This is a genomic window from Allobosea sp. 05L423 (genome assembly GCF_056397745.1).
This window is the reverse complement of record NZ_JBFTOA010000003.1, coordinates 308064-333548: the sequence shown is the minus strand read 5'-3', so window position 1 is coordinate 333548 and position 25485 is coordinate 308064. Positions and strand designations below refer to the sequence as shown.

20 protein-coding genes are annotated in these 25485 nt (G+C 66.9%); 6 read left to right on the top strand and 14 right to left on the bottom strand.

The genetic code is table 11. The annotated features are described in order from the left end of the window. From AC1DNE_RS09670 to AC1DNE_RS09660, 3 genes are all read right to left on the bottom strand, one after another. Complete coding sequence (locus AC1DNE_RS09670) at window positions 1-423, bottom strand: universal stress protein (protein ID WP_441468660.1); 423 nt, start codon at window positions 421-423, stop codon at window positions 1-3. Between the two features lie 114 nt (window positions 424-537). Further along, window positions 538-858, bottom strand: a complete 321-nt coding sequence (locus tag AC1DNE_RS09665; RefSeq protein WP_441468661.1) for a 2Fe-2S iron-sulfur cluster-binding protein — start codon at window positions 856-858, stop codon at window positions 538-540. 84 nt (window positions 859-942) lie between these two features. Beyond that, window positions 943-1281, bottom strand: coding sequence for an Hpt domain-containing protein (locus tag AC1DNE_RS09660; RefSeq protein ID WP_441468662.1), 339 nt, complete (start codon window positions 1279-1281; stop codon window positions 943-945). Window positions 1282-1534: 253 nt separating this feature from the next. Between AC1DNE_RS09660 and AC1DNE_RS09655 the strand changes: the two genes are divergently transcribed. Next, on the top strand, window positions 1535-7930 hold the full coding sequence (locus AC1DNE_RS09655) for an apolipoprotein A-IV repeat region-like domain-containing protein (RefSeq protein WP_476841019.1): 6396 nt from the start codon (window positions 1535-1537) through the stop codon (window positions 7928-7930). A gap of 116 nt (window positions 7931-8046) precedes the next feature. On the opposite strand, the gene AC1DNE_RS09650 is transcribed toward AC1DNE_RS09655, so the two are convergent. Genes AC1DNE_RS09650 through AC1DNE_RS09635 form a run of 4 tightly spaced genes read right to left on the bottom strand, consistent with a single transcriptional unit; the run spans window position 8047 to window position 11794 of the window. Then, on the bottom strand, window positions 8047-8643 hold the full coding sequence (locus tag AC1DNE_RS09650) for an ABC-type transport auxiliary lipoprotein family protein (protein WP_441468664.1): 597 nt from the start codon (window positions 8641-8643) through the stop codon (window positions 8047-8049). Window positions 8644-8646: 3 nt separating this feature from the next. Further along, window positions 8647-9789 carry an MlaD family protein gene (locus AC1DNE_RS09645; protein WP_441468665.1) on the bottom strand — a complete coding sequence of 381 codons (1143 nt, stop codon included), beginning with the start codon at window positions 9787-9789 and terminating at the stop codon, window positions 8647-8649. Window positions 9790-9791: 2 nt separating this feature from the next. Then, window positions 9792-10646, bottom strand: coding sequence for an ABC transporter ATP-binding protein (locus tag AC1DNE_RS09640; RefSeq protein WP_476764949.1), 855 nt, complete (start codon window positions 10644-10646; stop codon window positions 9792-9794). A gap of 2 nt (window positions 10647-10648) precedes the next feature. Next, window positions 10649-11794, bottom strand: a complete 1146-nt coding sequence (locus tag AC1DNE_RS09635) for an MlaE family lipid ABC transporter permease subunit (RefSeq protein ID WP_441468667.1) — start codon at window positions 11792-11794, stop codon at window positions 10649-10651. A gap of 307 nt (window positions 11795-12101) precedes the next feature. On the opposite strand from AC1DNE_RS09635, the gene AC1DNE_RS09630 reads away from it, so the two are divergent. After that, window positions 12102-12965 carry a hypothetical protein gene (locus AC1DNE_RS09630; RefSeq protein ID WP_441468668.1) on the top strand — a complete coding sequence of 288 codons (864 nt, stop codon included), beginning with the start codon at window positions 12102-12104 and terminating at the stop codon, window positions 12963-12965. Window positions 12966-13054: 89 nt separating this feature from the next. Here the strand turns inward: AC1DNE_RS09630 and AC1DNE_RS09625 are convergent, their stop codons facing one another. The 3 genes from AC1DNE_RS09625 to AC1DNE_RS09615 form a co-directional block, all read right to left on the bottom strand. Beyond that, window positions 13055-13930, bottom strand: a complete 876-nt coding sequence (locus AC1DNE_RS09625) for an ABC transporter permease (RefSeq protein WP_441468669.1) — start codon at window positions 13928-13930, stop codon at window positions 13055-13057. Then, window positions 13927-14763, bottom strand: a complete 837-nt coding sequence (locus tag AC1DNE_RS09620) for an ABC transporter ATP-binding protein (protein WP_441468670.1) — start codon at window positions 14761-14763, stop codon at window positions 13927-13929. The genes AC1DNE_RS09625 and AC1DNE_RS09620 overlap by 4 nt, the downstream gene beginning before the upstream one ends. Window positions 14764-14872: 109 nt before the next feature. Continuing rightward, window positions 14873-15904: an ABC transporter substrate-binding protein gene (locus tag AC1DNE_RS09615; RefSeq protein ID WP_441468671.1), complete on the bottom strand. Its 1032-nt coding sequence runs from the start codon at window positions 15902-15904 to the stop codon at window positions 14873-14875. A gap of 148 nt (window positions 15905-16052) precedes the next feature. Here AC1DNE_RS09615 and AC1DNE_RS09610 point away from each other — a divergent pair, with 148 nt between their 5' ends. Next, on the top strand, window positions 16053-16853 hold the full coding sequence (locus AC1DNE_RS09610) for a creatininase family protein (protein WP_441468672.1): 801 nt from the start codon (window positions 16053-16055) through the stop codon (window positions 16851-16853). Between the two features lie 98 nt (window positions 16854-16951). On the opposite strand, the gene soxR is transcribed toward AC1DNE_RS09610, so the two are convergent. Continuing rightward, window positions 16952-17407: a redox-sensitive transcriptional activator SoxR gene (soxR, locus tag AC1DNE_RS09605; protein WP_441468673.1), complete on the bottom strand. Its 456-nt coding sequence runs from the start codon at window positions 17405-17407 to the stop codon at window positions 16952-16954. A 76-nt stretch (window positions 17408-17483) separates the two neighbouring features. Between soxR and AC1DNE_RS09600 the strand changes: the two genes are divergently transcribed. Together AC1DNE_RS09600 and AC1DNE_RS09595 are read left to right on the top strand one after the other, a co-directional pair. After that, complete coding sequence (locus AC1DNE_RS09600) at window positions 17484-18077, top strand: NADPH-dependent FMN reductase (RefSeq protein WP_441468674.1); 594 nt, start codon at window positions 17484-17486, stop codon at window positions 18075-18077. 200 nt (window positions 18078-18277) lie between these two features. Next, the gene (locus tag AC1DNE_RS09595) at window positions 18278-19042 is read left to right on the top strand and encodes an MBL fold metallo-hydrolase (RefSeq protein WP_441468675.1); all 765 of its coding nucleotides are present in this window, start codon (window positions 18278-18280) and stop codon (window positions 19040-19042) included. A 123-nt stretch (window positions 19043-19165) separates the two neighbouring features. Here AC1DNE_RS09595 and AC1DNE_RS09590 read toward each other — a convergent pair whose 3' ends face one another. The 3 genes from AC1DNE_RS09590 to otnK form a co-directional block, all read right to left on the bottom strand. Next, on the bottom strand, window positions 19166-20695 hold the full coding sequence (locus AC1DNE_RS09590; RefSeq protein ID WP_441468676.1) for a malonate--CoA ligase: 1530 nt from the start codon (window positions 20693-20695) through the stop codon (window positions 19166-19168). Window positions 20696-20877: 182 nt separating this feature from the next. Beyond that, a complete protein-coding gene (locus AC1DNE_RS09585; RefSeq protein ID WP_476803800.1) occupies window positions 20878-22212 on the bottom strand; it encodes a malonyl-CoA decarboxylase in 1335 nt (444 codons plus the stop codon). 145 nt (window positions 22213-22357) lie between these two features. Beyond that, on the bottom strand, window positions 22358-23623 hold the full coding sequence (gene otnK / locus AC1DNE_RS09580; protein WP_441468678.1) for a 3-oxo-tetronate kinase: 1266 nt from the start codon (window positions 23621-23623) through the stop codon (window positions 22358-22360). 303 nt (window positions 23624-23926) lie between these two features. Between otnK and AC1DNE_RS09575 the strand changes: the two genes are divergently transcribed. Then, the gene (locus tag AC1DNE_RS09575) at window positions 23927-25432 is read left to right on the top strand and encodes an ABC transporter substrate-binding protein (protein WP_441468679.1); all 1506 of its coding nucleotides are present in this window, start codon (window positions 23927-23929) and stop codon (window positions 25430-25432) included. Window positions 25433-25485 lie beyond the last annotated feature (53 nt).

Here is a 25485-nt window from a genome sequence, read left to right as displayed (position 1 = left end):
TCAGCGAACCACCAGCACCGAGCACTTGGCTCGGCGCACGATGGCCGACGCGTTCGAGCCGATGACATAGGCCAGCATGCCGGGCTCATGCGATCCGATCACGATGAGGTCGATGCCGGCGGCATCCGCCTCGGCCAACACCTCGCCATGGACCGAGCCCATCAGCACCTTGGCCGAGACGTGATCGGCGGGCAGGTCTACATTCGCCGCAATCTCGGCGAGCTTCGCTTCAGCATCCTGCTGCTGCTCGGTATCGAAATCGGCCGGCACGAATTCCATGTAGGTGACGGGAACCAGCGAGCGGACATAGACCAGCCGCACCACACCGCCCGACACCTTGGCAAAGGATACGGCAGCCGCGATCGCGGGCTTGGCAAGGTCGGCCTCCGCGAGATCGACGGGGACCAGAATCGACTTATACATCGCATGCTCCAAGGCTGGTTGCAGAACCATTCTGGAGTTTGCCAGCACGCGCGCCATGATCCAGCGCAAAATGCGCTATACGGCAGGGCGCCGGGCGCGCGTCGGTCAGCGGGCTCAGCCCTGGCGCGCGGGGGTGCGCACGACGAGCCCGTCGAGGTCGTCCCTGATCCGGATCTGGCAGGAGAGGCGCGAGGTCGGCCGGACGTCGAAGGCGAAGTCCAGCATGTCCTCTTCCATCGGCTCGGCGTGGCCCACCGCTCCCATCCAGGCATCGTCGACATAGACATGGCAGGTGGCGCAGGCGCAGGCGCCGCCGCATTCGGCCTCGATGCCGGGAATCGCGTTGCGGATCGCCGTCTCCATCACCGTGGAGCCCGTGTCGCCCTCGACGGTGCGGCTTTCTCCGTGAGCGTCGATGAAGGTGATGTTCGGCATAAGAGACTCCGGCGGGGCGATGACGGCCCCGCTTAGAGCATTTCAAAGCGGCAAGGAACGGGGTTTTGCGCCGCAGCGCCCCGATCAGGCCGCACAGTCGAAGCGCGCGATCACGGCCCGTGCCTCCGCGGCGGCCAGCGCCAGCTCGTCCAGGGCGTTGTCGGCCAAGCGCGCCTCCGCGTCGCCGAGACCGTGCTCGATCCGATCGGCCGCTTCGGCGACCTGCCAGGCGCCAATGGCGCGGGCTGCGCCCTTCAGGGTATGGGCCGCGTCCATGCGGGCCTGCCTGTCGGCGCTGCCGTGGATGGTGCGCAGATGCACGACGCACTGCTGGGCGAACAGGGTCAGCAATTCGCGCTCGAGCTCATGATCGCCGCCGGTCTGGCGGTGAAGATGCTCTGTATCGATCGCATTCTGGGGCATGGGCAACTCGTGAATATCGAACCGCCACATGGGCGATCTCACCCACTCCAAGAAGCGCCCCGATGGTGAACGAGGCGTTAACGACGTTTGTGAATCGAGCACTCAAATGGGTTTCCAAGGGTCCGGGGCTCCACTACCCTTCCAATTGGTAAATGATGGGCGCAGTGTCTCCGATCATCCCGGCCAGAGGCGGCAAGGGGCGACGGGGACGGGCTTTCGCGTCCATCGTCAGTAGCGTGGCGAGGCGGCAACGATGAATCGACCCAAGAAGCTCCAGGATCCCACTGAAGCTGCGATGTCGGCGATCGAGGAGGCGCTTCGACTCGACCAGCCCCAATCCGACATCGCCAAAGGCGAGACGGAAACGCCGGTCAGCGCCGAGCCACGGCTTCCCGCCACCAGCGACAGCGATCTCAAGCTCGAATTGCCGCGTGTCGAGCCTGCGCCGGCCGCTGCGCAGCCCGCGCCCGTAACCCCTCCCCCGGCGCAGCCGCGCGCCAGTGCCGTACTTGCGCCCGACACGACGCGCGTTGCCAATGACGACCGCCGCGATTCCAGTTCCCTGGTGCAGGCCTTCGCCGTGCGCCCGTCGCGCAAACCCTATTGGTTCGCTGCGCTTGCCTCTATCGCCTGGCTGGGCGGCGCCGCCTTCGTGCTGTTCGGCCGCTACGGCTCGTTCAGCAATGGCCTCCCCGAGCCGGTCGCCAATTTCGGCATCGGCGAATGGACGCTGCTCGCGCTCTCGATCGGTGCGCCGGTCGTGTTCTTCTTCGTCCTGGCGGCGCTCTATCGTCGTACCCAGGAGATGCGCCTGATCTCGCGCGCGATGACCGAGGTCGCGCTGCGCCTCGCCGAGCCCGAGGTCGCAGGGGCGGATTCCGTCCTGTCGCTCAGCCAGACCATCCGCCGCGAGGTCGCCGCCATGGGCGACGGCATCGAGCGCGCTGTGGCGCGCGCCGGCGAATTGGAGACGATCGTGCGCGGCGAGATCTCGACGCTCGAGCGCGCCTATGCCGACAACGAGATCCGGCTGCGCTCGCTGATCGACGAACTCGTCACCCAGCGCGAGGCGGTGGTCGGCAATGCCGAGCGCGTCAAGCTCGCGATCAGCGGCGCTCATGACGGCCTCGCCAAGGATCTCGACAGCGCCAGCCGCGTCATCGCCGAGGCGGTCACGCAGGCCGGCGACCGCGTCACCGGCTCCCTCAGCGCCAAGGGCGACCAGATCACCCAGGCGCTCGGCCGGGCCGGCGAACGGATGGTCGAGGAGATCAGCGGCCGCGGACATGATCTCGTCGAGCGACTTCAGGTAACCTCGGGCGAGGTCTCAGAGCGGCTGGCCGGCGCCAGCGACAATCTTTCGACCATGCTCGACGGTCGCGCCAAGGAGATCGCCGGCTCGCTGGAGCGCACCGGCGCCTCGCTGACCGACGGTCTGACCGCCAGCGCACAGGGCGTCACCCGTGCCATCAGCGAGACCGGCATGCAGGTCGCGGAATCGCTGACCGCCCGCGTCGATGTCGTCAACGAGACGCTGAAGAGCACCGGCGAGACGCTGGCCAAGGATATCTCCGCCCGCGGGACCGAGGCGGCGGAGCGCTTCGAGACCAGCAGCCGCAACATGGTCGCGCTGATCGAAAGCCAGAGCGAAGCCCTGCAGAAGCGTCTGTCGGAGTCCGGCGAGGCTCTGCGCAGCGCGCTCTCCGACGAGGGCGAGAGCGTCACCGTCCGCCTCGCCGAGGTCGGCCGCGGGGTCAACAGCCTGCTCAGCCGCCAGAACGAAGCGATCGCCAGCCGGCTCACCCAGGTCGGCGAGAGCGTCCATGCCCTCATCGGCACGCATGGCGACACGCTGGTCGGCCGTCTCAACGACACCGCGCGAACCGTCGACGACGTGCTGCGCGAGCGCAGCGAGGCGATCATCCTGCGTGTCAACGACGCCGGCGAGACGCTGAGCAACGCCGTCGAGAAGCATGGCGACAGCCTGACGAGCCGCATCACCGACGTTGCCGGCCAGGTGCACGGCCTGTTCACCGAGCAGGCCGGCAAGCTGGTCGATCGTCTCGGCGAAACCGGTGAGACCGTGCACGCACTGCTCGACCAGCAGGCGGAGAAACTCGTCGAGCGCGTTTCCGGCGCCGGCAACGAACTCGCCAATCTCGTCGGCCAGCAGAGCGGCTCCGCTGTCGCCCGCGTCTCGGAAGCCGGCAGCGAGTTGGCGCGCCTGCTCGTGGAACGCAGCGAAGCGGCCGTCGCCAATGTCTCCGAGGCCAGCCGCAATCTGACCGCGCTCATGGGCGAACAAGGCGATGCCACGGTCGCCCGTGTCTCCGATGCCGGCAGCGAGCTGGCGCGCCTGCTCGTGGAACGCAGCGAAGCGGCCGTCGCCAATGTCTCCGAAGCCAGCCGCAATCTGACCGCGCTCATGGGTGAACAAGGCGATGCTACGGTCGCCCGTGTCTCCGATGCCGGCGCGGATGTCGCCCGGCTGCTCTCGGAGCGCAGCGAGGCGCTGGTCGCCAGCGTGTCGGGTGCCGTCAATACCGTCGAGACCCGCCTGCGCGACGAGAGCGACCTGCTCGTCGGCCGCCTGACCCAGGCCGGTCAGGATGTCGGCAATGTCGTCGGCAGCCAGAGCGAGCGCCTGATCTCCGGCCTCTCCGAGACCGGTATGCGCGTCAGCGCCCTGCTGGAAGAGCAGGCCGGCGCGATGACCGTGAAGGTTTCTCAGGCAGGCCTCGAGATCAAGGATCTGCTCGGCAGCGAGAGCCAGGCTCTGGCGAGCCGCGTCGCCGATGTCGGCCGTTCCGTGCACGGCATCCTGGCCGAGCGCAGCAACGCGCTGATCTCCCGCCTCGCCGAAACCGGCGAGAGCATCGACCAGAAGCTGGAAGAGCGCGGCATGGTGCTCGCACAGCGCATCACCGGCAGCGTCGAAGCCGCGCAGAACGCGCTGGAGCAGCAGCAGACAGGTTTCCTCGCCAGCATCGGCGAGACCGGCGACAAGGTCGGCGCCCTGCTCGGCGAGCAGCGCGAGACGATGGTCCGCGACCTCGTCAACGCCGGCCGCGAGGTCCACACCCTGCTCGGCGAGCAGAGCGAGGATCTGGCCCACCGCATGACCGAGGCGACCCGCACGCTCACCGAGACGATCAATGTCGACGGCCGCCATGTCGCCGACCGCGTCGTCGAGGCGACGCAGGGCCTGCGCGACACCTTCACGGTCCATGCCGAGGACGCGCGCACCATGCTCGCCGGCACCGGCCGCGAGATCGTGATGGCGCTCACCCAGCAGGGCGGACGTGTCAACGAAGCCCTTTCCGCCAACGCCGAGTCGATGCTGCGTTCGGTCGAGGGCCGCGCCCAGGCTCTGACCGAAGCTCTGGCGCTGCGCCACGACGCGCTGACGCGCCTCTTCGACGAGCGTGGCCGGGAGATCGAGACCGCTCTCGGCTCGCGCATGGCGTCGCTGTCCACGCTGTTCGACACGCAGGGCCGCGATATCGACACCGCGCTCGGCGCCCGCCTGTCGGCCCTCGCCACGCTCTTCGACACGCAGGGCCGCGAAGTCGAGACGGCGCTCGGCGCACGCCTGAGCGCCTTCGAGGACCTGATCCTCATCCAGGGCGGTGCGCTCACCGCCAAGATCTCGGGCGATGCCCGCGATCTGACCGAAGCGCTGCACAGCGGCATCGCCCAGGTCGAGAAGCTGATCTCCGAGGACGGCGTCTCGCTGGCCGACAAGGTCGGCACGCGCGCCCTCGAAGCCGCCGAACTCCTCGCCAGCCGCACCCGCGAGGCGGCGGACGCGATGGAAGGCCAGATCAAGCTGTTCGAGGACCGCTCGGGCGCCAAGAGCGCCGAGATCGCCGGCACGCTCGACAGCCTGATCGCCCGCATCGACGGCAGCCTGGGCTCGCGGGCCACGGCCCTCAACGAGGCGCTGGTGGAGCGCACGGTCGACATCGCCCGCGTCCTGGCCGAGGGCGGCCGCGAGGTCACCCGCGCGCTCGCGGCGAAGGCGGACGAGATCGGCGAGGTCGTCACCTCGAAGAGCGAGTCGCTGACCCGCACGCTCAGCGACAAGGCCGACAGCATCAACGCCACGCTCGGTGGCCGCGCCCTGCAGATCGCCGATACGCTCGACCAGAGCGTCGCGCGCTTCGAGGAGCGCGTCGTCAACCGGCTCGACACCGTCTCGCACACGCTCGACAGCCGTGGCGATGAAATCGCGACGACGCTGCAGGGACGTTCCGAGGCCATCGCGGCAACATTGTCCGAGCGGGCGCAAGAGCTGCGCGCGCTCTTCGATAACCAGGGCAACGGCATGGTCTCGTCGCTCGCCCAGCAGAGCGAAGCCATCGCCGCCGCGCTCACCGAGCGAGCCGAACAGCTGCGTACGCTGTTCGACGACCGCGGGCTCGGCATCGTGGCCGCGCTCGGCCGGCGCGGCGACGCCATCTCCGGCGCGCTCGACCAGCGGGCCGAGCAGTTGCGCACGATCTTCGAAGATCAGGGCAGCGGCATCGTCACCGCGCTCGAACGCCAGGGTGTGGCAATCGCGCACTCCCTGGAGGAGCAGACGGACGCGCTGCGGACCGCATTCGACGCCAAGGGCCACGGCCTCGTCGAGGTGCTCGGCCGCCAGGGCGAGACGATCACCCAGTCGCTCGACGAGCGCGTCGAGACGCTGCGCGCGGTCTTCGATGCGAAGGGCACCGGTCTCGTCACGGCCCTCGGGCAGCAGGGCGAGACGATCACCCAGTCGCTCGACGAACGGGTCGAGGCGCTGCGCGCAGTCTTCGACGCCAAGGGCAATGGTGCCGTCGAGGCGTTGAATGAGCGCGGTGAAGCGCTGGCTGCCGAGTTCGCCACGGTCGGCGAATCGGTGGTGCGTGCGCTCGAAAGCCGCGGCAACGCCATCGTCGCCGGGCTGCGAGACCGCGGCGCGGCCATCGCCAATGCGGTCGAGGCCTCGTCCAACGCGCTGCGCGAGACGCTCGAAGCCGGCTCGAAGCAGTCGGTCGAGGCACTGGTCGGCACGAACGAGCAGCTGCGCGAGGAGCTGGGCGGCATGCTCGGACGCCTCGGCGAAGCCAACAAGCTGATGCAGCAGATCGTCAACGGCGCGAACAAGAACCTCGCCGCCGTCGAGAACAGCCTGTCGACCCGCGTCGGCGAGCTACAGAACGTGATCGGTACCGTGATGACGGAGGCCGGCAACGCCTCGCAGCAGGTCACGGCGCAGATCGCCGAGCTGAAGAGCTTCTCGGAAGGCACGCTGCGCGAGACGACGGCGCTGATCGGGCAGCTCGACGATCGCGGCACCTCGCTCAGCGAGGCGACACAGGCCAGCTCCGCGGCCCTCAACGCCGTTGCCGGCCGTCTCGAGCAGATCGAAGCCCGCGTCGGCAAGGCGCTGGCCGAGCGCCGCGATGCGCTGGAGCAGCTCCATGGGCTGATCGCCAACCGCACCGATGATGTCGAGGCGATCACCCGCTCCTTCGCCTCGCTGATCGACGAGTCGCTTGGCAGCGCCGAGGCGCGGGCCCGCCAGATCGGCACCGTGCTCTCCGACTCGGCCGAATCGACGACGAGCGCCATCGCCCAGCAGTTCGAGACGATCCGCGCTGCGACCGGCAAGGAGCGCGAGCTCACGGCGGAAGCCCTGCGCTCGGCCTATGCCCAGGTCTCGACCGAGATCAGCGGCGAGCTCGCCAAGGTGACCGACCGCTTCCAGAAGGCGGCGCAGGACATGCGCGGCATCACCGGCGAAATCCAGCGCGAGCTGGAGGCTACGCGTGCAGAAATGAAGCGCGGCGTGCTCGAGCTGCCGCAGGAGGCAAAGGAATCGACCTCTGCCATGCGCCGTGTCGTGGCCGAGCAGATCAAGGCGCTGAACGATCTCACCGAGATCGTGACGCGTTCCGGCCGGCGCGGCGACGTCTCGCTGCCGATCGATGCCGTCGTCAGCCGCAAGGCCACGGTCGCCGCCGCCCCTGCCCCGGCCCCGCAGTCGGCTCCGGCCTTCACGCCGGCGCCGCAGCCGAAGCCGGCGGCCGCGGAACCTCTGCTGCGCCCCTCGCTCGATGCCTCGGCTGAGACGGCGCGCGCCGCCACCCCTCGCGCGGAGCCCCGCAGCGAGCCCACTCCTGCGCCGAGCCGCCCGGCTCCCGCTCAGGAGGCCGCTCGCCGGCAGGCCGAGGCGACGACGCAGCAGCCCGCCAAGGCCGGCTGGCTCTCGGACCTGCTCAGCCGCGCCTCGCGCGAGGACAAGCAGCCGGAACCCAGCAAGCCGACGACCCATTCGATCGAGAAGCTCGACTCACTCTCCGTCGATATCGCGCGGATGATCGACCATGACGCCGCCGTCGAGCTGTGGGATCGCTACAAGCGCGGCGAGCGCAACGTCTTCACCCGCCGGCTATACACGCTGCAGGGCCAGCAGACCTTCGACGACATCCGCCGCAAGTACCGGCGCGACCCGGAGTTCAAGGAGACGGTCGACCGCTACATCGACGAGTTCGAGCGCCTGCTCGGCGAAGCGGCCAAGGACGACCGTGACTCGATGGTGGCCAAGACCTACCTGACCTCGGAGACCGGCAAGGTCTACACCATGCTGGCGCATGCCAGCGGCCGCTTCGAGTAAGCGGCCTCATCCCTGCGGACTGGAACGAGAAAGGCCGCCCGAGAGGGCGGCCTTTCTGCATTGGAAGGGTCTGCGCAGGATGTCGCCGGCTCAATCCAGGCGAGCCGAGGACCGCCTCAGCGCGCCCAGCGCACGATCTCGATCAGCACCTGCGAGAGCGCCCGGTCGAGCGCCTGCGCCGCGCCCGCTCCGTCGACCGAGCTGGCCGGCACGCGGGCGGAGAACAGGCGCGCGCGCTGGATCTTGCCGCTCTGATCGCCGACGATGCGGGCCGTGATCTCAACCACCGCCGTCCCGCTTGCAGCATCGATGTTGAAGCTGCGGATGTTGGTGTTGAGCAGCACGTCAGGCTGGATGCGTTGGCCGGGCGCCGAAACGGAGCCGATACGGCTGGCGTTCTCGAAGGTCTGGATCAGGCGTGCCTGCACCAGCGCGGGGATACGGTCGGCCCACTGCGCCCCGCCGACGAAGGAAAGGGCACCGCTCGTATCCCTGACGATGACCCGGTCGGAATCGAGCGCCTGCACCGTGGTCGGCTCGGCCACCACCATCACAGCGCGCGAGCCTCCGACCTTGCCGAAGCCGCTCGGCGCCGAGAGGTCGAAGGTCGTCGGCGTCGTACCGCCGCAGCCCGCAAGCATGGCGCCGGCCGCCAGCATGAGGGCCGTGAGGCGAGCCTTCGTCGCCGGGAAGAGCGCTGCCTCGATCGTCATCGCTTAGCGGGATCCATTGTATTGCGGGAGCGGCGGCTTGCCGCCGAAGATGAGTTGCTGCGGGTTGCGCTCGAAATTGCGCAATGTCCGGTTGATTTCGGTCAGGGTCTTCTTGCCGTCCGCGGCCAGGCTCTCGACATCTCGCAGCCCCGGCCCAGTGAAGCGGGTGATACCGGCTGTGATCTCGGCGGTGCGCTTGTCGAGATTGTCGGCGAGCACGCGCATCGATTTGGCGGCGTCGGCGACCTCCTGGAAGGCGCTGCGCCCCTCCCCGCCCGAGCCGGCGTTGAGGAAGCCTTGCGCCGCCTTCAATACGCCCTCGATCTGGTCGGCCGCCTTGTCGAGCTTGGCGGAGATCGAGGCGGCGTCCTTGACGACCTTCGCAACGTCGGCGCTCGAACCGCCGAGCGCGCCCGTGAACTTGTCGATGTTCTCGATGATGGCCGCGACCTTCTGCCGATCGACCGAACGCACCACCCCGGTCAGTTCCTCACTCAGTGTCTGAAGCCGCTGCGAGAGCGGCTGAATCGTCTCGGCGATATTGCTGAAGCCGGCCATCAGCTTGTCGAGCCCGTCGGAGTTCTTGCCCAGGGCCTCCGAGAACTTCTCGACATTGCGGACGGTGTTGTTGAGCGGACCGGCATTCTGCTTGATCAGCCCGTCGAGCGAGGTGAGCATCGTGTCGGCCTTCTGCGCGACGTTGCGCACGGTCTCGATGATGTCCTGCAGCTCCGAGCGCTCGGCGATGATCGTCGGCATCGGCTCGCCAGGCTTGGCGGTGAGGACCGGAGCGTCCGGAGCGCCGCCGATGAGCTGCAAGGCGACCACGCCGGCCAGGCCCTGCGCCTCGATGCGGGCGCGGGTGTCCTCGCGCAACGGCGTCGTGCTGGCGACCTGGATGACGGCGTAGATGCGGCGTGGATCGTCCGGCTGCAGCTCGATACTGGTGACCTCGCCGACGCGCAGGCCGTTGAACAGCACGCTCGACCCACGGCCGAGGCCGGTCACCGTGCCGGTGAAGATGACCCGGACGCTCTCCCTGCGCCCTGACCCGCCGCTGTTGAACCAGTAGACGAAGCCGAAGGCCGCAGCCAGGACCGCGAGCGTGAAGAGACCGACGAGTGCGTAATTGGCGCGCGATTCCATGCCTAGTCGTTTCGTTCCCGTTCCCCGGCCGGCAGCCGGGCCATGGCGCGCTCGCCACCGAAATACGCCTTCAGCCACGGATGCTCCGAGGCCAACATCGTCCCAAGCGGGCCAACCGCGATCACCTTCTTGTCCGCCAGCGCGGCGATTCGGTCGCAGGCATGATACAGGCTGTCGAGATCATGGGTCACCATGAAGACGGTGAGCCCGAGAGTCTTCTTCAGCGTCATGATGAGGTCGTCGAACTCGGCCGCGCCGATGGGGTCCAGCCCCGATGTCGGCTCGTCGAGGAAGACGATCTCAGGGTCTAGCGCAAGCGCCCGGGCGAGCGCTGCCCGCTTGATCATGCCGCCCGAAAGCTCGGAGGGAGCCTTGTCGGCGGCGTCGAGCGGCAGACCGACGAGATCGAGCTTCACCATCGCCAGTTCGTCGAGCAGATCGGGCGAGAGATGCAGATATTCGCGCATCGGCACCTGGATATTCTGCTTCACCGTCAGCGCCGAGAACAGCGCGCCCTGCTGGAACATCACGCCGGAGCGGCGTTCGAGCACGCGGCGGCGCTGCGGCGTCAGCGTATCGACGTTCTCGCCGAAGACCTCGATGGTTCCCCGCGCCTTCTGGACCAGGCCGAGGATCGTGCGGGTCAGCACGGACTTGCCCTGCCCCGAACCGCCGACGAAGCCGAGGATCTCGCCGCGCATCACGTCGAGATCGAGCCCGTCCATGATCACCTTCTCACCGAAGGCGACCTTGAGGTTGCGCACCCGGATCACCGCTTCGGGCTCGTCCGCCTGCGGCTCGGCCGCGGGTGAACCCGGCTGCGCCGCATGCACCGGAGATTTGCCGGAGAAAGCCATCGTCAGAACTCGATCGACGCGAAGAACATGGCAAAAAGACCGTCGACGACGATGACCATGAAGATCGCCTTCACCACCGAAGCCGTGACCTGGCGGCCGAGCGACTCCGCCGAGCCCTGGACCGCCAGCCCCTCGATCGAAGCGATCAGCCCGATGACGAAGGCCATGAAGGGCGCCTTGATCAGGCCGACGGCGAAGTGCTTCCAGGTGATCACCGACTGCAGCCGGGCAAGGAAGGTATCGACGCCGATACCGCCGTAGAGCCAGGCGACGAGGCCGGCGCCGACGAGGCCGGCCATGGCCGAGATGAAGGTCAGGATCGGCAGCGAGATGATCAGGGCGAGAATGCGCGGCACGACCAGCACCTCGATCGGATCGAGACCCATCACGCGCAGCGCGTCGATCTCCTCGCGCATCTTCATCGAGCCGATCTCGGCAGTGAATGCCGAGCCCGAGCGGCCGGCGATCATGATCGACGTCAGGAGCACGGCGAGCTCGCGCAGGATCAGGATGCCGGTCAGGTTGACGACGAAAGCCGCGGCGCCGAACTGCTGAAGCTGGAAGATGCCCTGCTGCGCGACGATGCACCCGACAAGGAACGAGATCAGCATGATGATCGGCGCGCCGTTGAAGGCGATCAGCTCGATCTGATTGACGAGAGACGGCCCACGGAACTTGCGCGGACCGAGGACGACGCCGATGGAGCCAACCACAACCTCGCCAAGGAACATGGCGCCGCCGACCATGTCGCGGCCGAAGCGCACGATCGCCTCGCCGATATCGACCAGGATGTCGACCACGCGGAAATGCCGATGCGGCGCCTGCTGGTCCTTGTCATGGACGTGGACCTCCGCGAGCAGGATGGTGTGCTCGGGCTTGTCGCTGACGATTTCGATGGCTGCGCCATCCCGCGCCCGGCGCGCCTTCAGGCGGTTGAGGACATAGGCGCCGAGCGTATCGAGACGGGTGACGCCGGAGAGATCGATCCGGACATGTCGCGCCTGCGGCAGATGCTGGACGATCTCCGCGGTCAGCTCTTCGATGCGCGGAGCACGATCGGCGCTCCAGGAACCGGCAAGCGCCACCGCGACCGTCCCGGCATCGGAGCGGATGGTCGCCTGCGGTTCGGCGGTATCAACGCTCGCCATGTCGCTGTGACGTCCCTTGCCCTGCCCGGGACAGCCTCGCGGCTGCGCAACACCGGTCTCTCGCGCCGAAATCTACCCCTTCAACCCTGTATTGCCGTGACCAGGGCACTTGGCAAGCACAGGGCAACGTCCGGGGCGCTTCCGCCGGAAAGCGTTGCCAAAGGGCCATAGAATTGGGCGTTTCCCCGAGAGCCCGGCTCACGGCGCCGCCGGATGCAGCAATTTCTTAAGCAATCGTGGAGCAGCGTCGCTCCCTGAACATCCCGACCGCCGCTGATTCGGCCGGTCCACCGAAGGCAGAATGGTCATGGGCGAACCGCGCTCGCTGACACCGCTGAGCCAGGCTGACTACGAGGCGATTGAAGCCGCGGTCATGGAGACGTCGCGCGGCCGCTGGTTCATGACGGAATACGCCAAGCGCAACCGCCAGGCCGATACGCTCCAACTGCTCGGTGCAATCCACCGGATCGAGCGCGTCGTCGGGCTCGGCGTGCAGGAGACCAGCCGCGAAACCAACCTGATCGAAGCCGCTGCCCTGATCAGCGATCTGCGCAGCGACCTGGAGCGCGTGAGCGGCAAGGCTGACATACGTTCGTCGGGGCTCGCCGTCCGGATCGAACAGGCGGCCGGCACCGTTATCGCCGCCACGGAAAACATCCAGGAGGCGGCCTGGGAACTGCGCGAAGCCGGCGCCGACGAGGGGCTCTGCGACAAGCTCGATCAGCACTCTGCCGATATCTCGACCGCGATCGCCGTCGTCGACGGGCTCGTCCAGCGGATCGACAAGATTTCCGACACCATCGCCATGCTGGATTCAAGCCTGCGCGCCTTCGGCGAGATTTCGCGAGAGCCGAGCACCAGCTTCGAGATCATGGCCGCGGCCGCCGAGCAAGGCATGACGGCGGCGCCGTCCCGGCCGATGGCGCGCCGAAGCTATCGCGATGCAAGCGCTGCCGCATCAGACGAGCCGTCAGCTCCGTACCAGCTCAACGACCAGGCCGCTCCGGAGACCCGCATCGGAACCGTGCATCTCCTCGACGACGACCTCTCCTTCGAGGAGCCGGTCGCCGCTCCACCCGAACCGCAGCGCGTCGCCGCCGGCTATTCGGAGGCCGGCCTGCGCGAGATCGACGCGCTGCAGGCCGACCGCAAGCTCGCCTATTTCGTCTAGCGGAGCTGCGCGTGATTGCGAGCAAGGCTCGGAAGCCACGCTCCATGCAATGACAGCCGGAATCCGACGGCTTATCTGGCAGACCGGCGTCAGTTCTCGCGCCGGATCGCGCTTTCGTGCCAGCGGTGCAGCAGCAGGTACGAAATCAGGCTCGTCGCAAGAAAGATCGCGATGCCCGACAGCGAGATCATGACCAGGGCTGCGAAGACGCGCGGGATCTTGAGCTGATAGCCCGCCTCCAGGATGCGATAGGCCAGGCCCGAGGCACTGCCGCCCGTCCCCGCGACGAACTCCGCCACGACAGCGCCGATCAGCGCGAGGCCGCCCGAGATCTTCAGCCCCGCCAGGAAATAGGGCAAAGCCGCGGGAAGCTTGAGATAGCGCATCGTCTGCCAGCGCGAGGCGCCGTAGAGTTCGAACAGGTTGACGAGGTTATGGTCGGCCGAATTCAGCCCGAGTATGGTGTTGGACAGGATCGGGAAGAAGGCGACGATCCAGGCGCAGATCAGCAGCGACAGGTCGATATCATTGGCCCAGATGATGATCAGCGGGGCGATGGCGACGATCGGCGTGACCTGCAGGATCACCGCATAGGGCAAAAGCGCCATCTCCAGCCATTTCGACTGGCTGAACAGAACGGCGAGCGTGACGCCAACGACGATCGCCGCGGCCAGCGCCATGAAGGTGATCTTCAGCGTTACCCAGAGCGAGCCGGAGAGCGTGCCCCAGTCCGCGACCAGCGTCTGGCCGACCAGGATCGGCCCGGGCAGGACATAGGACGGAATCTCGTTCCAGCGGACCGCGGATTCCCAGATTGCCAGTACGATCACACCGATCGCGAGCGGGGCGAGGATACGCGGCCAGACGCTGACCGGCAGGCCGAGAATGCGTGCCTCGGCCGCGGCCACGGGCAGCGCCTGCGCGTCGGTGCCGTCCGACACCAGCGTTTCGACGGGCGCGCTCATCGGCCAATCGCCTCCTTGAGCTTGGTGGAGGCGACGCGGCAGAGATGGGCGTATTCGCCGGAGGTTCGGAAGAGTTCGTCGCGCGGATAGTCGGCCTCGACGGACAGGTCCGCCATGACCCGGCCCGGCCTGGCTGCCATCACCACGATACGCTGCGAGAGGTAGACCGACTCGAAGACCGAATGGGTGACGAAGACGGCTGTGAAGCGCTCGCGCCACCAGAGTTCCAGCAGGTCGTCGTTGAGCCGATGCCGGGTAATCTCGTCGAGCGCCGCGAAAGGCTCGTCCATCAGGAGGATCTTCGGCCGCATCACCAGCGCACGGGCGATCGAGACGCGCATCTTCATGCCGCCCGAGAGTTCGCGCGGATAGGATTTCTCGAAGCCCTTGAGTCCGACCAGCGCCAGCATCTCGGCCGCGCGCGCCTCGGCTTCTGCCCGCGGGACGCCCTTGAGCTTCAGCGGCAGCATGACGTTGGCCAGCGCGTTCGCCCAGGGCATCAGCGTCGGATCCTGGAAGACGAAGCCGAGATCGCGCGCACCATGGCCGGCACTTCCCTGCGCGGCACCCGTTTCACCGGGCCAGGTGATCGTGCCCGAACTCGGCGCGCCGAGGCCCGCGATCATGCGCAGCAGCGTCGACTTTCCGCAGCCGGAGGGGCCGAGCAGGCTGATGAACTGCCCTGCCCCGAGTTCGAGATCGACATCGCGGACGGCGAGCGTGCCGTTGGCGAAGCGCTTCGAGACCTGCCGGACCGCCACCAGCGGGGCAGCGGCGCCATCCTTGTCCTTGGGTGTGCTCAGATAGGCTGTGTCCAAAGCCTGATGATCCATTTTACGAAAGCCGTCATTCTCAGGCGAAGCGCAGCGCAGACCCGAGAATCTCAGGACGAGAAGGCACTGGTTTCCAAGATGCCCGGGTCAAGCCCGGGCATGACGCATCTCAGGCCTTGCCGATGCCCTTGTTCACGAATTCCAGGCTGTAGGCCTTCCTGACGTCGACACCGGCGGGGATCACCCCGGCCTCGGTCATCGTCTTGGCGAAGCTCGCCCAGCGCGCATCGGTCATCGCACCGATGCCGAGCGTCAACGCGTCGCCGGACAGCACGATGCCGCGCTCGTTCATCACCTTGAGGGCGTAGTCGATCTTCTCCTGATCCATGTCGGGATTGTCCTTCAGGATCCGGGCGTTGGCGGCGGCGATGCTGGGGCCGCCCTTCATGTATTCGGCCCAGCCCTCGAGCGTCGCGTCGACGAAGCGTTGCACCAGCTCCTTCTTCTCCTGCGCCATCTTCCGGGAGATCGTGATGGTGGTGTTGTAGTTCTCGAAGCCGGCATCGGCGAGAAGATGGACGACCGGCTCGACGCCCGCCTTGCGGATGACGAAGGGCTCGGAGGACAGGAAGCCCTGCTGCGAGATCTTCTTGTCGGCCAGGAACGGCGCCATGTTGAAAGTGTAGGGGCGGATCTGCTCGTCGCGATAGCCGAACTTCAGCTTCAGGAACGGCCAGAAGCCGACGCGGGCCTGCGCGCCGATCAGGATCGGCTTGTCCTTGAGGTCGGCGAGCGTGTCGTTGCCCTGGCCGGGATGCGAAATCAGGACCTGCGGGTCCTTCTGGAAGATCGAGGCGATGCAGAGGAAGGGCAGGTTCTCCTGCGCGAAGCTCAACGCCTCCAGCGAATTGCCCATGATCATGTCGACGCGACCGCCGAGCAGAAGCTGGGTCGGGTTCTGCTGCGGGCCGCCGGGTCGAATGTCGACCTCGATGCCGTATTTCTTGTAGATGCCGTTGGTCGCGGCCAGATAGAAGCCGCCATGCTCGGTCTGGGCACGCCAATTGGTCTGGTAGCTGACCTTGTCGAGCGTCTGCGCATTGACGCGCGCGCCCGGCACGGGGATGAGCAGGGATGCGGTCGAACCGCCGATCAGGCCGAGCGCGGCGCGCCGGTTCACGCGATATTTCATCGTCGTCATCTCGATATCTCCCCTGCGCCTGCCGCCGGACCGGCCACTGGCCCGTCTCCTTATCCCATGCGATAGGACGGCGGGACAATGCAACGCCGCGCCACCGGGTTTCTGCACAGAAACGAGGCAATCGCGCCGGCTCCTGACAGGCCTGATCATGACCGCACGTTTCTGGGGCGACCTGAAGAGTTCCGATTTCGCCGCGCTCTCGCCCGAGCGCACCGTGGCGGTGCTGCCGCTGGCTGCGATCGAGCAGCACGGCCCCCATTTGCCGGTCTCGGTCGACACCACCGTCATGAACGCGATGCTGGCCGAGGCGATGCCGCTGGTGCCGGCCGATCTCGACGTGCTCGTCCTGCCTACTCAGGCGGTCTGCAAGTCGAACGAGCATCTGCACTCGCCGGGAACGCTGACGATCGGCTGGGAGAGCGCGATCCGCTCCTGGATCGAGATCGGCGAGAGCGTGAAGCGGGCAGGCTTCCGCAAGCTCGTGCTGATCACCTCGCATGGCGGCAATGTCGACCCGATGAAGATCGTCGCGCGGGAGCTGCGCGTCGGCCACGGCATGCTCGCCATCTGCACCGCCTGGATGTCCTTCGGCCTGCCCGACGGGCTCTATGGCGAGCTCGATATCCGCCACGGCATCCATGGCGGCGATGTCGAGACCTCTCTGATGCTGCATTTCCGGCCGGACCTCGTCGATATGAGCAAGGCCGCGTATTTCAAGCCGCATACGGTGACGATGGCCGAGGAAGGCTACACGCATCTGCGGCCGACCGGCCCACATGCCTTCGCCTGGATGGCGCAGGACGTGAACCGCTCCGGCGCGGTCGGCGACGCCAGCCTCGCGACGTCGGAGAAGGGCAAGGCCACCGCCGCGCTGCAGGCGAAAGGCTTTGTCCAGCTGATGGCCGATGTCGCGCGCCTGCCGCTCGATACGCTCTACAAGGCGGACTGAGCTTCTAGCTCACCCCTCCTCAACGTCATTCCGGGCTCGGCCCGGAGCGACGACGGCGTGTTTCCGCACAAAGTCACAGGCGCGCTTTCCGGCACCTCTCAATCCGGATCGAGGAGGCGCGGACCCGGCCCCTCTTCGCCCAGCCGGTCGAGCGGATTGTGCAGCGGGCAGTCTCGAACCGACAGACAGCCGCAGCCGATGCAGCCATTGAGATGATCGCGCAGCCGCGTCAGTCGGTCGATGCGGCGCTCGAGTTCCGCCTTCCAGGCTGATGAGAGCCGCGTCCAGTCGGCGACGGTCGGGGTGCGCTCCTGCGGCAGAGCCTTGAAGGCCTCGCCGATGGTCTTCAGCGGAATGCCGGCGCGCTGCGCCACCTTGATGATCGCGACCCGGCGCAGCACTTCGCGCGGGTAGCGGCGCTGGTTGCCCGGCGTGCGATGGCTGCGGATCAGCCCTTCCGCCTCGTAGAAATGCAACGCCGAGACGGCGAGGCCACTGCGGCGCGCGACGTCGCCGACGCTGAGCTCGCCCGGCAAGGACCAATGCTGGGACATCGGAAACACCTCTTGACCTTAACCTTACTTGAGGTTCTATAAGCCCTGCTCCCGTGATGCAAACCGGAGCGTTTCCATGCACCAGAAGGTCGATACGAGGATCAGGCTCGCCCTGATCTATGGCAGCAGCCGCGAAGGCCGCTTCTGCGACAAGGTCGCCGGCTGGGCGGTATCGCAGATCGAGGGTGACGGCCCCTTCGACCTTGCCGTCGTCGATCCCGGCGAGATCGACCTGCCGCCGCGCCATGTCAGCGGAAAGCACCCTGCCCTCGAAGAACTCAGGCAGGTCATCGACTGGGCAGACGGCTTCGTCGTGGTCACACCCGAATACAATCGCGGCTATCCGGCGATCCTGAAGTTCCTGATCGACGCGGTCGGGCCGGAATGGCGCGGCAAGCCGGTCGGCTTCGTCTCCTATGGCGGCATCTCCGGCGGCCTGCGCGCCGTCGAGCAACTGCGCCTCGTCTTCGGAGAGCTGCACGCCGCGCCGATCCGCGACGGCGTCGCCTTCGCGGATGTCTGGAGCCGCTTCGATGCGGAGGGCGGCCTGCTCAACGCCGACCGTGCCGAACAGGCGATGGCGACCATGCTGGCGCAGCTCCACTGGTGGGCGAGCGCGCTGCGCACCGCGCGCCGGAGCGTACCTTATGGCCAGTTTGTGCCAGCCTGATACCTCACGCGAACGTGGGAAGAGCTTCACAAATCCGAACTGGTCTCACCGTGTCGGGATGCGGAACAATGCCCGCCCCGAGACTAGATCGCCGCGCGTCCTGCCGGACGCAAAGTGGCGATCCAGCTCTTTGTCATAGCATCGGATCTTCCGAAAAGTGCATTCCACTTTTGGGTCCGATGCCCGAGGAGCCGACGGATATGAAGCTCAAACTTCTCCGCAACGCGACGCTGAAACTCGACTATGGCGGCAGGACCTTCCTGATCGACCCCGATTTCGGCCCGCGGCACAGCCGCCGCTCCTTTACCGGACGCTCGCAGAACCCGATGGTGGACCTGCCCGAGCCGATCGAGGACATCCTTGCCGACGTCGACACGGTGATCGTCTCGCATCTCCATGCCGACCATTTCGACGACATCGCCAAACAGCGCATCCCGAAGAACCTGCCGGTCATCTGCCAGCCCGGCGACGAGGCGGCGATCGCGCAGGCGGGCTTCTCCTCGATCACCGCGATCGACTGCTTCGTCAGGTTGGGCTCGATCGTGCTGAAACGGCACCCGGCCCAGCACGGCACCGGCGCGGTCGTCGAGACGATGGGGCCGGTGATGGGGCTCAGCTTCGAAGCGCCGGGCGAGCCGACCATCTACTGGTGCGGCGACAGCGTGCTCTACCCGCCGCTGCGCGACGCCGTGGCCGCGACCGGCCCGGACATCATCGTCACGCATTCCTGCGGCGCGATGTGGGACAACACCCTGATCGTGATGGACGACGAGCAGACGCTCGATGTCGCCGATGCCTTCCCGCGCGCGACCGTGATCGCGACGCATATGGAAGCGCTCGACCACGCCACGGTGACGCGGGCCGCCTTGCGGAAGGCAGCGAAGGAACGCGGCGTCGACATGCAGCGCCTGCGCATTCCCGCCGATGGCGACACGATCGAACTCGGTGTACCCGCGCTGTTGTGAGCCGTTTCAGCCAAGCGTCATGCTCGGGCTTGACCCGAGCATCTCTGGAAAGAGAAGCGCCTCATCCTGCATGAGATTCTCGGGTCGAAGCTGCGCTTCGCCCGAGAATGACGGTGCGGGCCGTTACTCCCCCGCCTTCAGCCGCTTGGCGTAGATGTCCTTGTACTGCTCGCGCAGCAGGTTCTTCTGGACCTTGCCCATGGTGTTGCGCGGCAATTCGGGCACGACGAAGACCTGCTTGGGCTGCTTGAACTTGGCAAGCCGCTGCTCGAGCGCCTTGGCGATGGCCTGGGCGGTGATGTCGGCGCCGGGCTTGGCGACGACGACCGCGGTCACGCCCTCGCCGAAATCCGGATGCGGCACGCCAATGACTGCGCTCTCGATTACGCCCGGCATCTCGTCGATCTCGGTCTCGACTTCCTTCGGATAGACGTTGTAGCCGCCGGTGATGATCAGGTCCTTGCCGCGCCCGACGATATGGACATAGCCGGCGGGGTCGATCTTGCCGAGGTCACCGGTGATGAAGAACCCGTCAGGGCGGAACTCCGCCTTGGTCTTCTCGGGATTGCGCCAGTAGCCCTTGAAGACGTTCGGGCCCTTGACCTCGATCATGCCGATCTCGTCGGCAGCCAGCGCCTTGCCCGTCTCGGGATCGACCACGCGCGCCGAGACGCCCGGCAACGGGAAGCCGACCGTGCCGGCTACCCGAACCCCCTCATAAGGGTTCGAGGTGTTCATGTTGGTCTCGGTCATGCCGTAGCGCTCGAGGATGGCGTGGCCGGTGCGGGCACTCCACTCCCGATGCGTCTCGGCCAGCAGGGGAGCCGAGCCGGAGACGAACAGGCGCATATGCTTCGTCGCTTCCTTCGTCAGGCGGGCATCCTGCAGGAGCCGAACATAGAAGGTCGGCACGCCCATCATGCTCGTCGCCTGCGGCAGGTACTTGAAGACCTGATCCGGATCGAATTTCGGCAACAGGATCATCGAGGCGCCGGCGAGGAGGATCACATTCGTCGCGACGAAGAGGCCGTGCGTGTGGAAGATCGGCAGGGCGTGCAGCAGCACGTCGCTGTTGCCGAAGCGCCAGTAGTCGACCAGCGCCAGCGCATTGGACGACAGATTGTCGTGGCTGAGCATCGCCCCCTTGGAACGGCCGGTCGTGCCGGAGGTGTAGAGAATGGCGGCAAGGTCGTCCGGCCCGCGCGAGACATCGGTAAAGGTGGCCGAAGCCGTATTGGCCTTGTCGAGCAGGCTGCCATTGCCGACCCCGAGCGTCTCCAGCTTCGCGCCGGCCTTCTCGGCATAGGGACGCAGCGCTTCGGCCTTCGCGGGATCGCAGACGAAGACTGCAGGCTCGGCATCGCCGAGGAAGTACTCGATCTCGGCCGGAGTGTACGCGGTATTGAGCGGCAGGAAGATCGCGCCCGCCCGCACCGTCCCGAGATAGAGCATCAGCGCCTCGAAGCTCTTCTCAACTTGAACAGCCACGCGGTCCCCTGGCTTCACGCCGAGCTCGACGAGCGCATTGGCGAAGCGGGCGGAGACGGCAAGCATGTCGCCATAGGAGAAGCGCCTGCCGTCATCGAGCTCGGCGAAGAGCGCATCCGGCGCCGGCATGCGCGAGCGGATCAGGTCGAACAGGTGATTGCCCATGATTTCGGGTCCTTTCAGGCGTTTCCGTGTCAGCGTCGTTTATATGCAGCCCTCATCCTGAGGAGGCCCACTGGGCCGTCTCGAAGGATGGTCCAGATGGCTGCAGAGCCTCCTGGAGCATCCTTCGAGACGCCGCTGACGCGGCTCCTCAGGATGAGGGCTGACGGGGGTCTGCATCACGCTCAACTCGTCGCCGGGCGCAGGAGCTTGCGCACACTGGATGAGGCCACGACCGTGTTACGGGTGGCGAAGGCCTCGTGATTGGTCTCGATGTCGTCGAGGTCGTAGCGGTAGTTCACCATCACGCCATGCGACTCGCGCAGGCCCCGCGCAGAGAGATTGCCGCTGACATTGATGCGCTCCAGCCGCGCCCCGTTGCCGAGATGGAAGCGCGCCACGGGGTCGATGACCCGGCCCGAGGCCGTGCGTGCCCGCAGCAGGTATTCCGCGGTCATCTGGCCGAGCAGCTTGTCGCGGCGTGCCTTCGTCGCATCGTCGAGAGAGATGGTCTCGCCGGCGGGCCGGGCAAGCTCGGAACGCTCCTCGTTGGTGAGGGCAATATCGCCGGGTTCGGCCGCGACGCCGGCGAGCCAGCGGGCGAAGCCCGGCACAGGCGAGAGGGTGACGAAGGTGTCGAGGCCGGGCAGCTCGCGCCTCAGGTCCTCGGCGACCTGCTTGATCAGGAAATTGCCGAAGGAGATGCCGCGCAGGCCTTCCTGGCAGTTCGAGATCGAATAGAAAACCGCCGTCGTCGCCGCCTGCGCGGGCAGGACCTCGCGCTCGGGCTGGAGCACCTCTCCGATACTGCGCGGAATATCGCTGGTCAGCGCGACCTCGACGAAGATCAGGGGCTCGTCGACGAGTTGCGGATGGAAGAAGGCGAAGCAGCGCCGGTCGGCCGGCTCGAGCCGGCGCCTGAGATCGTCCCAACCCTGGATCTCGTGGACCGCCTCGTAGCGGATGATCTTCTCCAGCACATTCGCCGGGGTGCGCCAGTCGATGCGGCGCAGGACGAGGAAGCCGCGGTTGAACCAGGAACCGAAGAGATGGCGGAAATCGTCGTCGATCGCCTTGAGGTCGGCTTGAGTCTCCATCGCCTCGAACAGCGCCTCGCGCATCCGCACCAGCACCGGCGTGCCTTCCGGCGCGAGGTTCAAGCGGCGCAACAGCTCCTGCCGGCGCGGCTCTGCAGCAAGATGCAGGGCCGCGACCGCGGCAGCATCGGGCTTTGTGCGATAGGCCTCGATCGCCCTGTCGAGCCGGTCGTGATCCGGCCCGAAGCGCTCCTGCAGCAGGTTGAAGAAGGCAAGCCGGCCGGGCTTGTCGAGCCGCTGCCAGGCTTCGAGCACCGCCTGCGCCAACGCCATCCCGGAGGCCTCGCCCCGGCCGGACAGCAGATCCTCGCAGAGCCGGTCGATCGGACGGGCGCGATTGCCGAGGAAGCGCTCGAAACCGATCAGGGCTCGGCCGCGATCGGCCACGCTCGTCAGAAGTTCGCCGAGAAACGCCATATCCATGCGGGCCTCTTGGTTGCCGTGCGATCCTAGAGCGCGCTGCCCCCTGACGGAAGCGGGTCGGCATAGCGACGCAACGTCATGCTCGGGCTTGACCCGAGCATCTCGGACGCCAGAGATCTCTCGTTCTCGGGTCGCCCTGCTCCCATCAGCGCAGCAGGCTCCAGGCTTTCAGGAAGAAATCCGGCGTGCCGAAATTGCCCGATTTCAGCGCCACGACCATATCTGGGCCGTCCACGACGCGCGTCCAGGGTACACCGGGATCGATTTCCGGGCCGATCTCCAGCGTGCGGATGCCGAGACCCAGCACGGTCGCGCCGGAGGTCTCGCCGCCCGCGACGAGAAGCCGCGTCACGCCGCCCTCCGATAGACGCCGCGCGACCTCCGCGAAGGCGTGCTCGACGATGCTGCCCGCCTTTTCGCGGCCAAGCTTGGCCTGCACGGCCGCGACTTCGGCGGGATCGTCGCTGGAGTAGATGAGGAACGGCTTGGCGGCCGGCTGTGACAGCGCCCAGGCGGCAAGGCCGGCCGCATCCTGGCTGCCGTCGACCAGCGCGAAGGGATCGACCTTGAGCGCCGGATAACCCGCTTCAAGCGCCGCCTTGATCTGGCCCCGCGTCGCGGTCGAGCAGCTGCCGGAGATGATGCCGGCACGCCCGGCGGGCGCCTTGAGCTCCTGCGGTCCGGGACGCTCCGGCAGGAGGCCTGCGCGACGGAAATTCTGCGGCAGGCCCATGGCGATGCCCGAACCGCCGGTCAGCAGGACGTGCTCGGACACCGCGTGGCCCAGCGTCATCAGGTCTTCATTGGTCAGGGCGTCCGTGACGGCATAGCGGACGCCGTCCGCCTGCAGCTTGGCGAGCCGCGCCTTCACCGCCGCGGGGCCTGCCAGCACAGTGACGTAGTCAACGAGGCCGACCTCCGACCCTGCCTGCGCCGCCATCAGCCGCATCAGGTTGGAATCGCGCATCGGCGTCAGCGGATGGTCCTTCATCGAGCTCTCGTGCAGCGGCACGGCGCCGACGAAAAGATAGCCCTGATAGATCGAGCGGCCATTGGCCGGGAAAGCCGGGCAGACAATGGCGAGCCCGGCGCCCAGACGCTCCGCCAGCGCATTTGCCACCGGGCCGATATTGCCCTCGGCCGTGGAATCGAAGGTCGAGCAGTATTTGAACAGGATCTGGCGCGCACCGCCCTTCAAAAGCGCTTCGCAGGCGGCGAGCGAATCCGCGACGGCCTCGGCCACCGGATTCGTCCGCGACTTCAGCGCGACGACGACCGCATCGGCCTCCGGCAGCGTGCTGCCGGCCGGCGGCACGCCGATGACCTGGACGGTCCGCATGCCGGCGCGGTTCAGCATCAGCGCGACATCGGTCGCGCCGGTCATGTCATCGGCAATCACGCCCAGCAGCATGCGGTCCTCTCCCTCGGCCATCCGGCTCGGTTCTATGATTGCCGTTTTAGCGGCCGATTAGTGCCGAGGCGACTGCCATCGCCGCATCCGCCGGTCCTCCTGAAGGCATGCGTCGTGGCCTTGCTCGATCGACGTTCAGCTCTGCCTCTCGATCAGGCAGCGCTGCCTGCGAATTGATGCGGCGCATGATCGACGGCCCCGCCATTCTGAGTCAGGTTGGTGCCATGAGGAACGAATTCGGCGTGGCGGTGCGAAGCGAGCCGGCCGGGTGCGGTTCTGACAATCGGCACAAGGGGGAGAAGCATGAAGCTGTTGAAGGTTGCAGTCTCGGCCGCCGCGCTCGCGCTGGCGACGCTCCCCGCACTCGCGCAGGCGCCCTCGACCCTGCGCATCGGGCTGCAGGAAGACCCCGACATGCTCGACCCGCACAAGGCACGCACCTTCGTCGGCCGCATCGTCTTCATGGGGCTGTGCGACAGGCTCGTCGACATCACGCCCGAACTGAAGCTGGTCCCCCGGCTGGCGACGGAATGGAACTTCTCCGCCGACGGCCTGACGCTGACGATGAAGCTGCGCAGCGATGCGAAGTTCCATGACGGCGAGGCCTTCAATGCCGAAGCCGCCAAGGCCAACCTCGAACGCGCGATGACCTTGCCGGACTCGCTGCGCAAATCGGAGCTGGCCTCGGTCGACAAGGTCGAGGCGCCGGACGCCACGACGCTGGTGCTGAAGCTGAAGCGGCCCGACGCCACGCTGCTCTCGCAGCTTACCGACCGCGCTGGCATGATGCTCTCGCCCAAAAGCCTTTCCGGCGATGTCACGGCAAAGCCGGTCTGTTCCGGCCCCTACAAGTTCGTCGAACGCGTCCAGAACGACCGCATCGTGCTCGAAAAGTTCAAGGAGCATTGGGAAGCGGACAAGTACAATTTCGACCGCATTCTCTATCGCTCGATCCCCGACACGACCGTCCGCCTCGCCAACCTGCGTTCGGGCGAGCTCGACATGCTGGAGCGGCTGGCGCCGACCGACGTGAAATCGGCTCAGTCAGACAAATCGCTCAAGGTCATGAGCATGGCCAATCTCGGCTACCAGGGCATCACCATCAACACCAACAACGGCGAGGCCGCGAAACAGCCGGTGGGCCAGGACAAGCGCGTGCGCCAGGCGCTTTCGCTCGCCATCGACCGCAAGGTGCTGAGCCAGGTCGTGTTCGAAGGCCTCTACGAGCCGATGAACCAGCCGTTCAACCCGGGCAATTTCTACATCAGCGCCGATCTGCCGGTTCCCGCCCGCGACCTCGCCAAGGCCAAGGCTCTGCTCAAGGAAGCCGGGCAGCCCAAGGCCACGGCCGAGCTCTTCGTCACCAACAACCCCGTCGATGCCCAGCTCGGGCAGGTGATCCAGGCGATGGCGCAGGAGGCCGGCATCGACATCCAGATCCGCTCGACCGAGTTCGCCAGCCAATTGCGCGACCAGCAGCAGGGCAAGTTCCAGATGAGCCGGATCGGCTGGTCCGGCCGCATCGATCCGGACGGCAACATCCACCCCTTCGTCACCACAGGCGGCGGACAGAACGACGGCAAATACTCCAACCCGGAGGTCGACCGCCTGCTGAACCAGGCGCGCACGGTCTACGAGCCGGCCGAGCGCAAGAAGCTTTACGACGCGGCCCAGAAGATCCTGCAGGACGAGCTGCCGATCATCTATCTCTATAACCAGACGGTGTTCTTTGCGATGCGCTCGAACATGCAGGGCTTCGTGATCAACCCCGACGGGATGATCCGGCTGGCGGGGCTGAAGCGCTCGTGAGAGCCTGCGGACTGGTGGGCCATGGCGCGGCTGCTGCCATGGCCGTCATTGCG

What these genes read in the sequence shown, in the direction of transcription:
- AC1DNE_RS09670 (WP_441468660.1), bottom strand. Translation starts at nt 423, where the DNA reads ATGTATAAGTCGATTCTGGTCCCCGTCGATCTCGCGGAGGCCGACCTT.
- AC1DNE_RS09665 (WP_441468661.1), bottom strand. Translation starts at nt 858, where the DNA reads ATGCCGAACATCACCTTCATCGACGCTCACGGAGAAAGCCGCACCGTC.
- AC1DNE_RS09660 (WP_441468662.1), bottom strand. Translation starts at nt 1,281, where the DNA reads ATGCCCCAGAATGCGATCGATACAGAGCATCTTCACCGCCAGACCGGC.
- AC1DNE_RS09655 (WP_476841019.1), top strand. Translation starts at nt 1,535, where the DNA reads ATGAATCGACCCAAGAAGCTCCAGGATCCCACTGAAGCTGCGATGTCG.
- AC1DNE_RS09650 (WP_441468664.1), bottom strand. Translation starts at nt 8,643, where the DNA reads ATGACGATCGAGGCAGCGCTCTTCCCGGCGACGAAGGCTCGCCTCACG.
- AC1DNE_RS09645 (WP_441468665.1), bottom strand. Translation starts at nt 9,789, where the DNA reads ATGGAATCGCGCGCCAATTACGCACTCGTCGGTCTCTTCACGCTCGCG.
- AC1DNE_RS09640 (WP_476764949.1), bottom strand. Translation starts at nt 10,646, where the DNA reads ATGGCTTTCTCCGGCAAATCTCCGGTGCATGCGGCGCAGCCGGGTTCA.
- AC1DNE_RS09635 (WP_441468667.1), bottom strand. Translation starts at nt 11,794, where the DNA reads ATGGCGAGCGTTGATACCGCCGAACCGCAGGCGACCATCCGCTCCGAT.
- AC1DNE_RS09630 (WP_441468668.1), top strand. Translation starts at nt 12,102, where the DNA reads ATGGGCGAACCGCGCTCGCTGACACCGCTGAGCCAGGCTGACTACGAG.
- AC1DNE_RS09625 (WP_441468669.1), bottom strand. Translation starts at nt 13,930, where the DNA reads ATGAGCGCGCCCGTCGAAACGCTGGTGTCGGACGGCACCGACGCGCAG.
- AC1DNE_RS09620 (WP_441468670.1), bottom strand. Translation starts at nt 14,763, where the DNA reads ATGGATCATCAGGCTTTGGACACAGCCTATCTGAGCACACCCAAGGAC.
- AC1DNE_RS09615 (WP_441468671.1), bottom strand. Translation starts at nt 15,904, where the DNA reads ATGACGACGATGAAATATCGCGTGAACCGGCGCGCCGCGCTCGGCCTG.
- AC1DNE_RS09610 (WP_441468672.1), top strand. Translation starts at nt 16,053, where the DNA reads ATGACCGCACGTTTCTGGGGCGACCTGAAGAGTTCCGATTTCGCCGCG.
- soxR (WP_441468673.1), bottom strand. Translation starts at nt 17,407, where the DNA reads ATGTCCCAGCATTGGTCCTTGCCGGGCGAGCTCAGCGTCGGCGACGTC.
- AC1DNE_RS09600 (WP_441468674.1), top strand. Translation starts at nt 17,484, where the DNA reads ATGCACCAGAAGGTCGATACGAGGATCAGGCTCGCCCTGATCTATGGC.
- AC1DNE_RS09595 (WP_441468675.1), top strand. Translation starts at nt 18,278, where the DNA reads ATGAAGCTCAAACTTCTCCGCAACGCGACGCTGAAACTCGACTATGGC.
- AC1DNE_RS09590 (WP_441468676.1), bottom strand. Translation starts at nt 20,695, where the DNA reads ATGGGCAATCACCTGTTCGACCTGATCCGCTCGCGCATGCCGGCGCCG.
- AC1DNE_RS09585 (WP_476803800.1), bottom strand. Translation starts at nt 22,212, where the DNA reads ATGGATATGGCGTTTCTCGGCGAACTTCTGACGAGCGTGGCCGATCGC.
- otnK (WP_441468678.1), bottom strand. Translation starts at nt 23,623, where the DNA reads ATGCTGCTGGGCGTGATTGCCGATGACATGACCGGCGCGACCGATGTC.
- AC1DNE_RS09575 (WP_441468679.1), top strand. Translation starts at nt 23,927, where the DNA reads ATGAAGCTGTTGAAGGTTGCAGTCTCGGCCGCCGCGCTCGCGCTGGCG.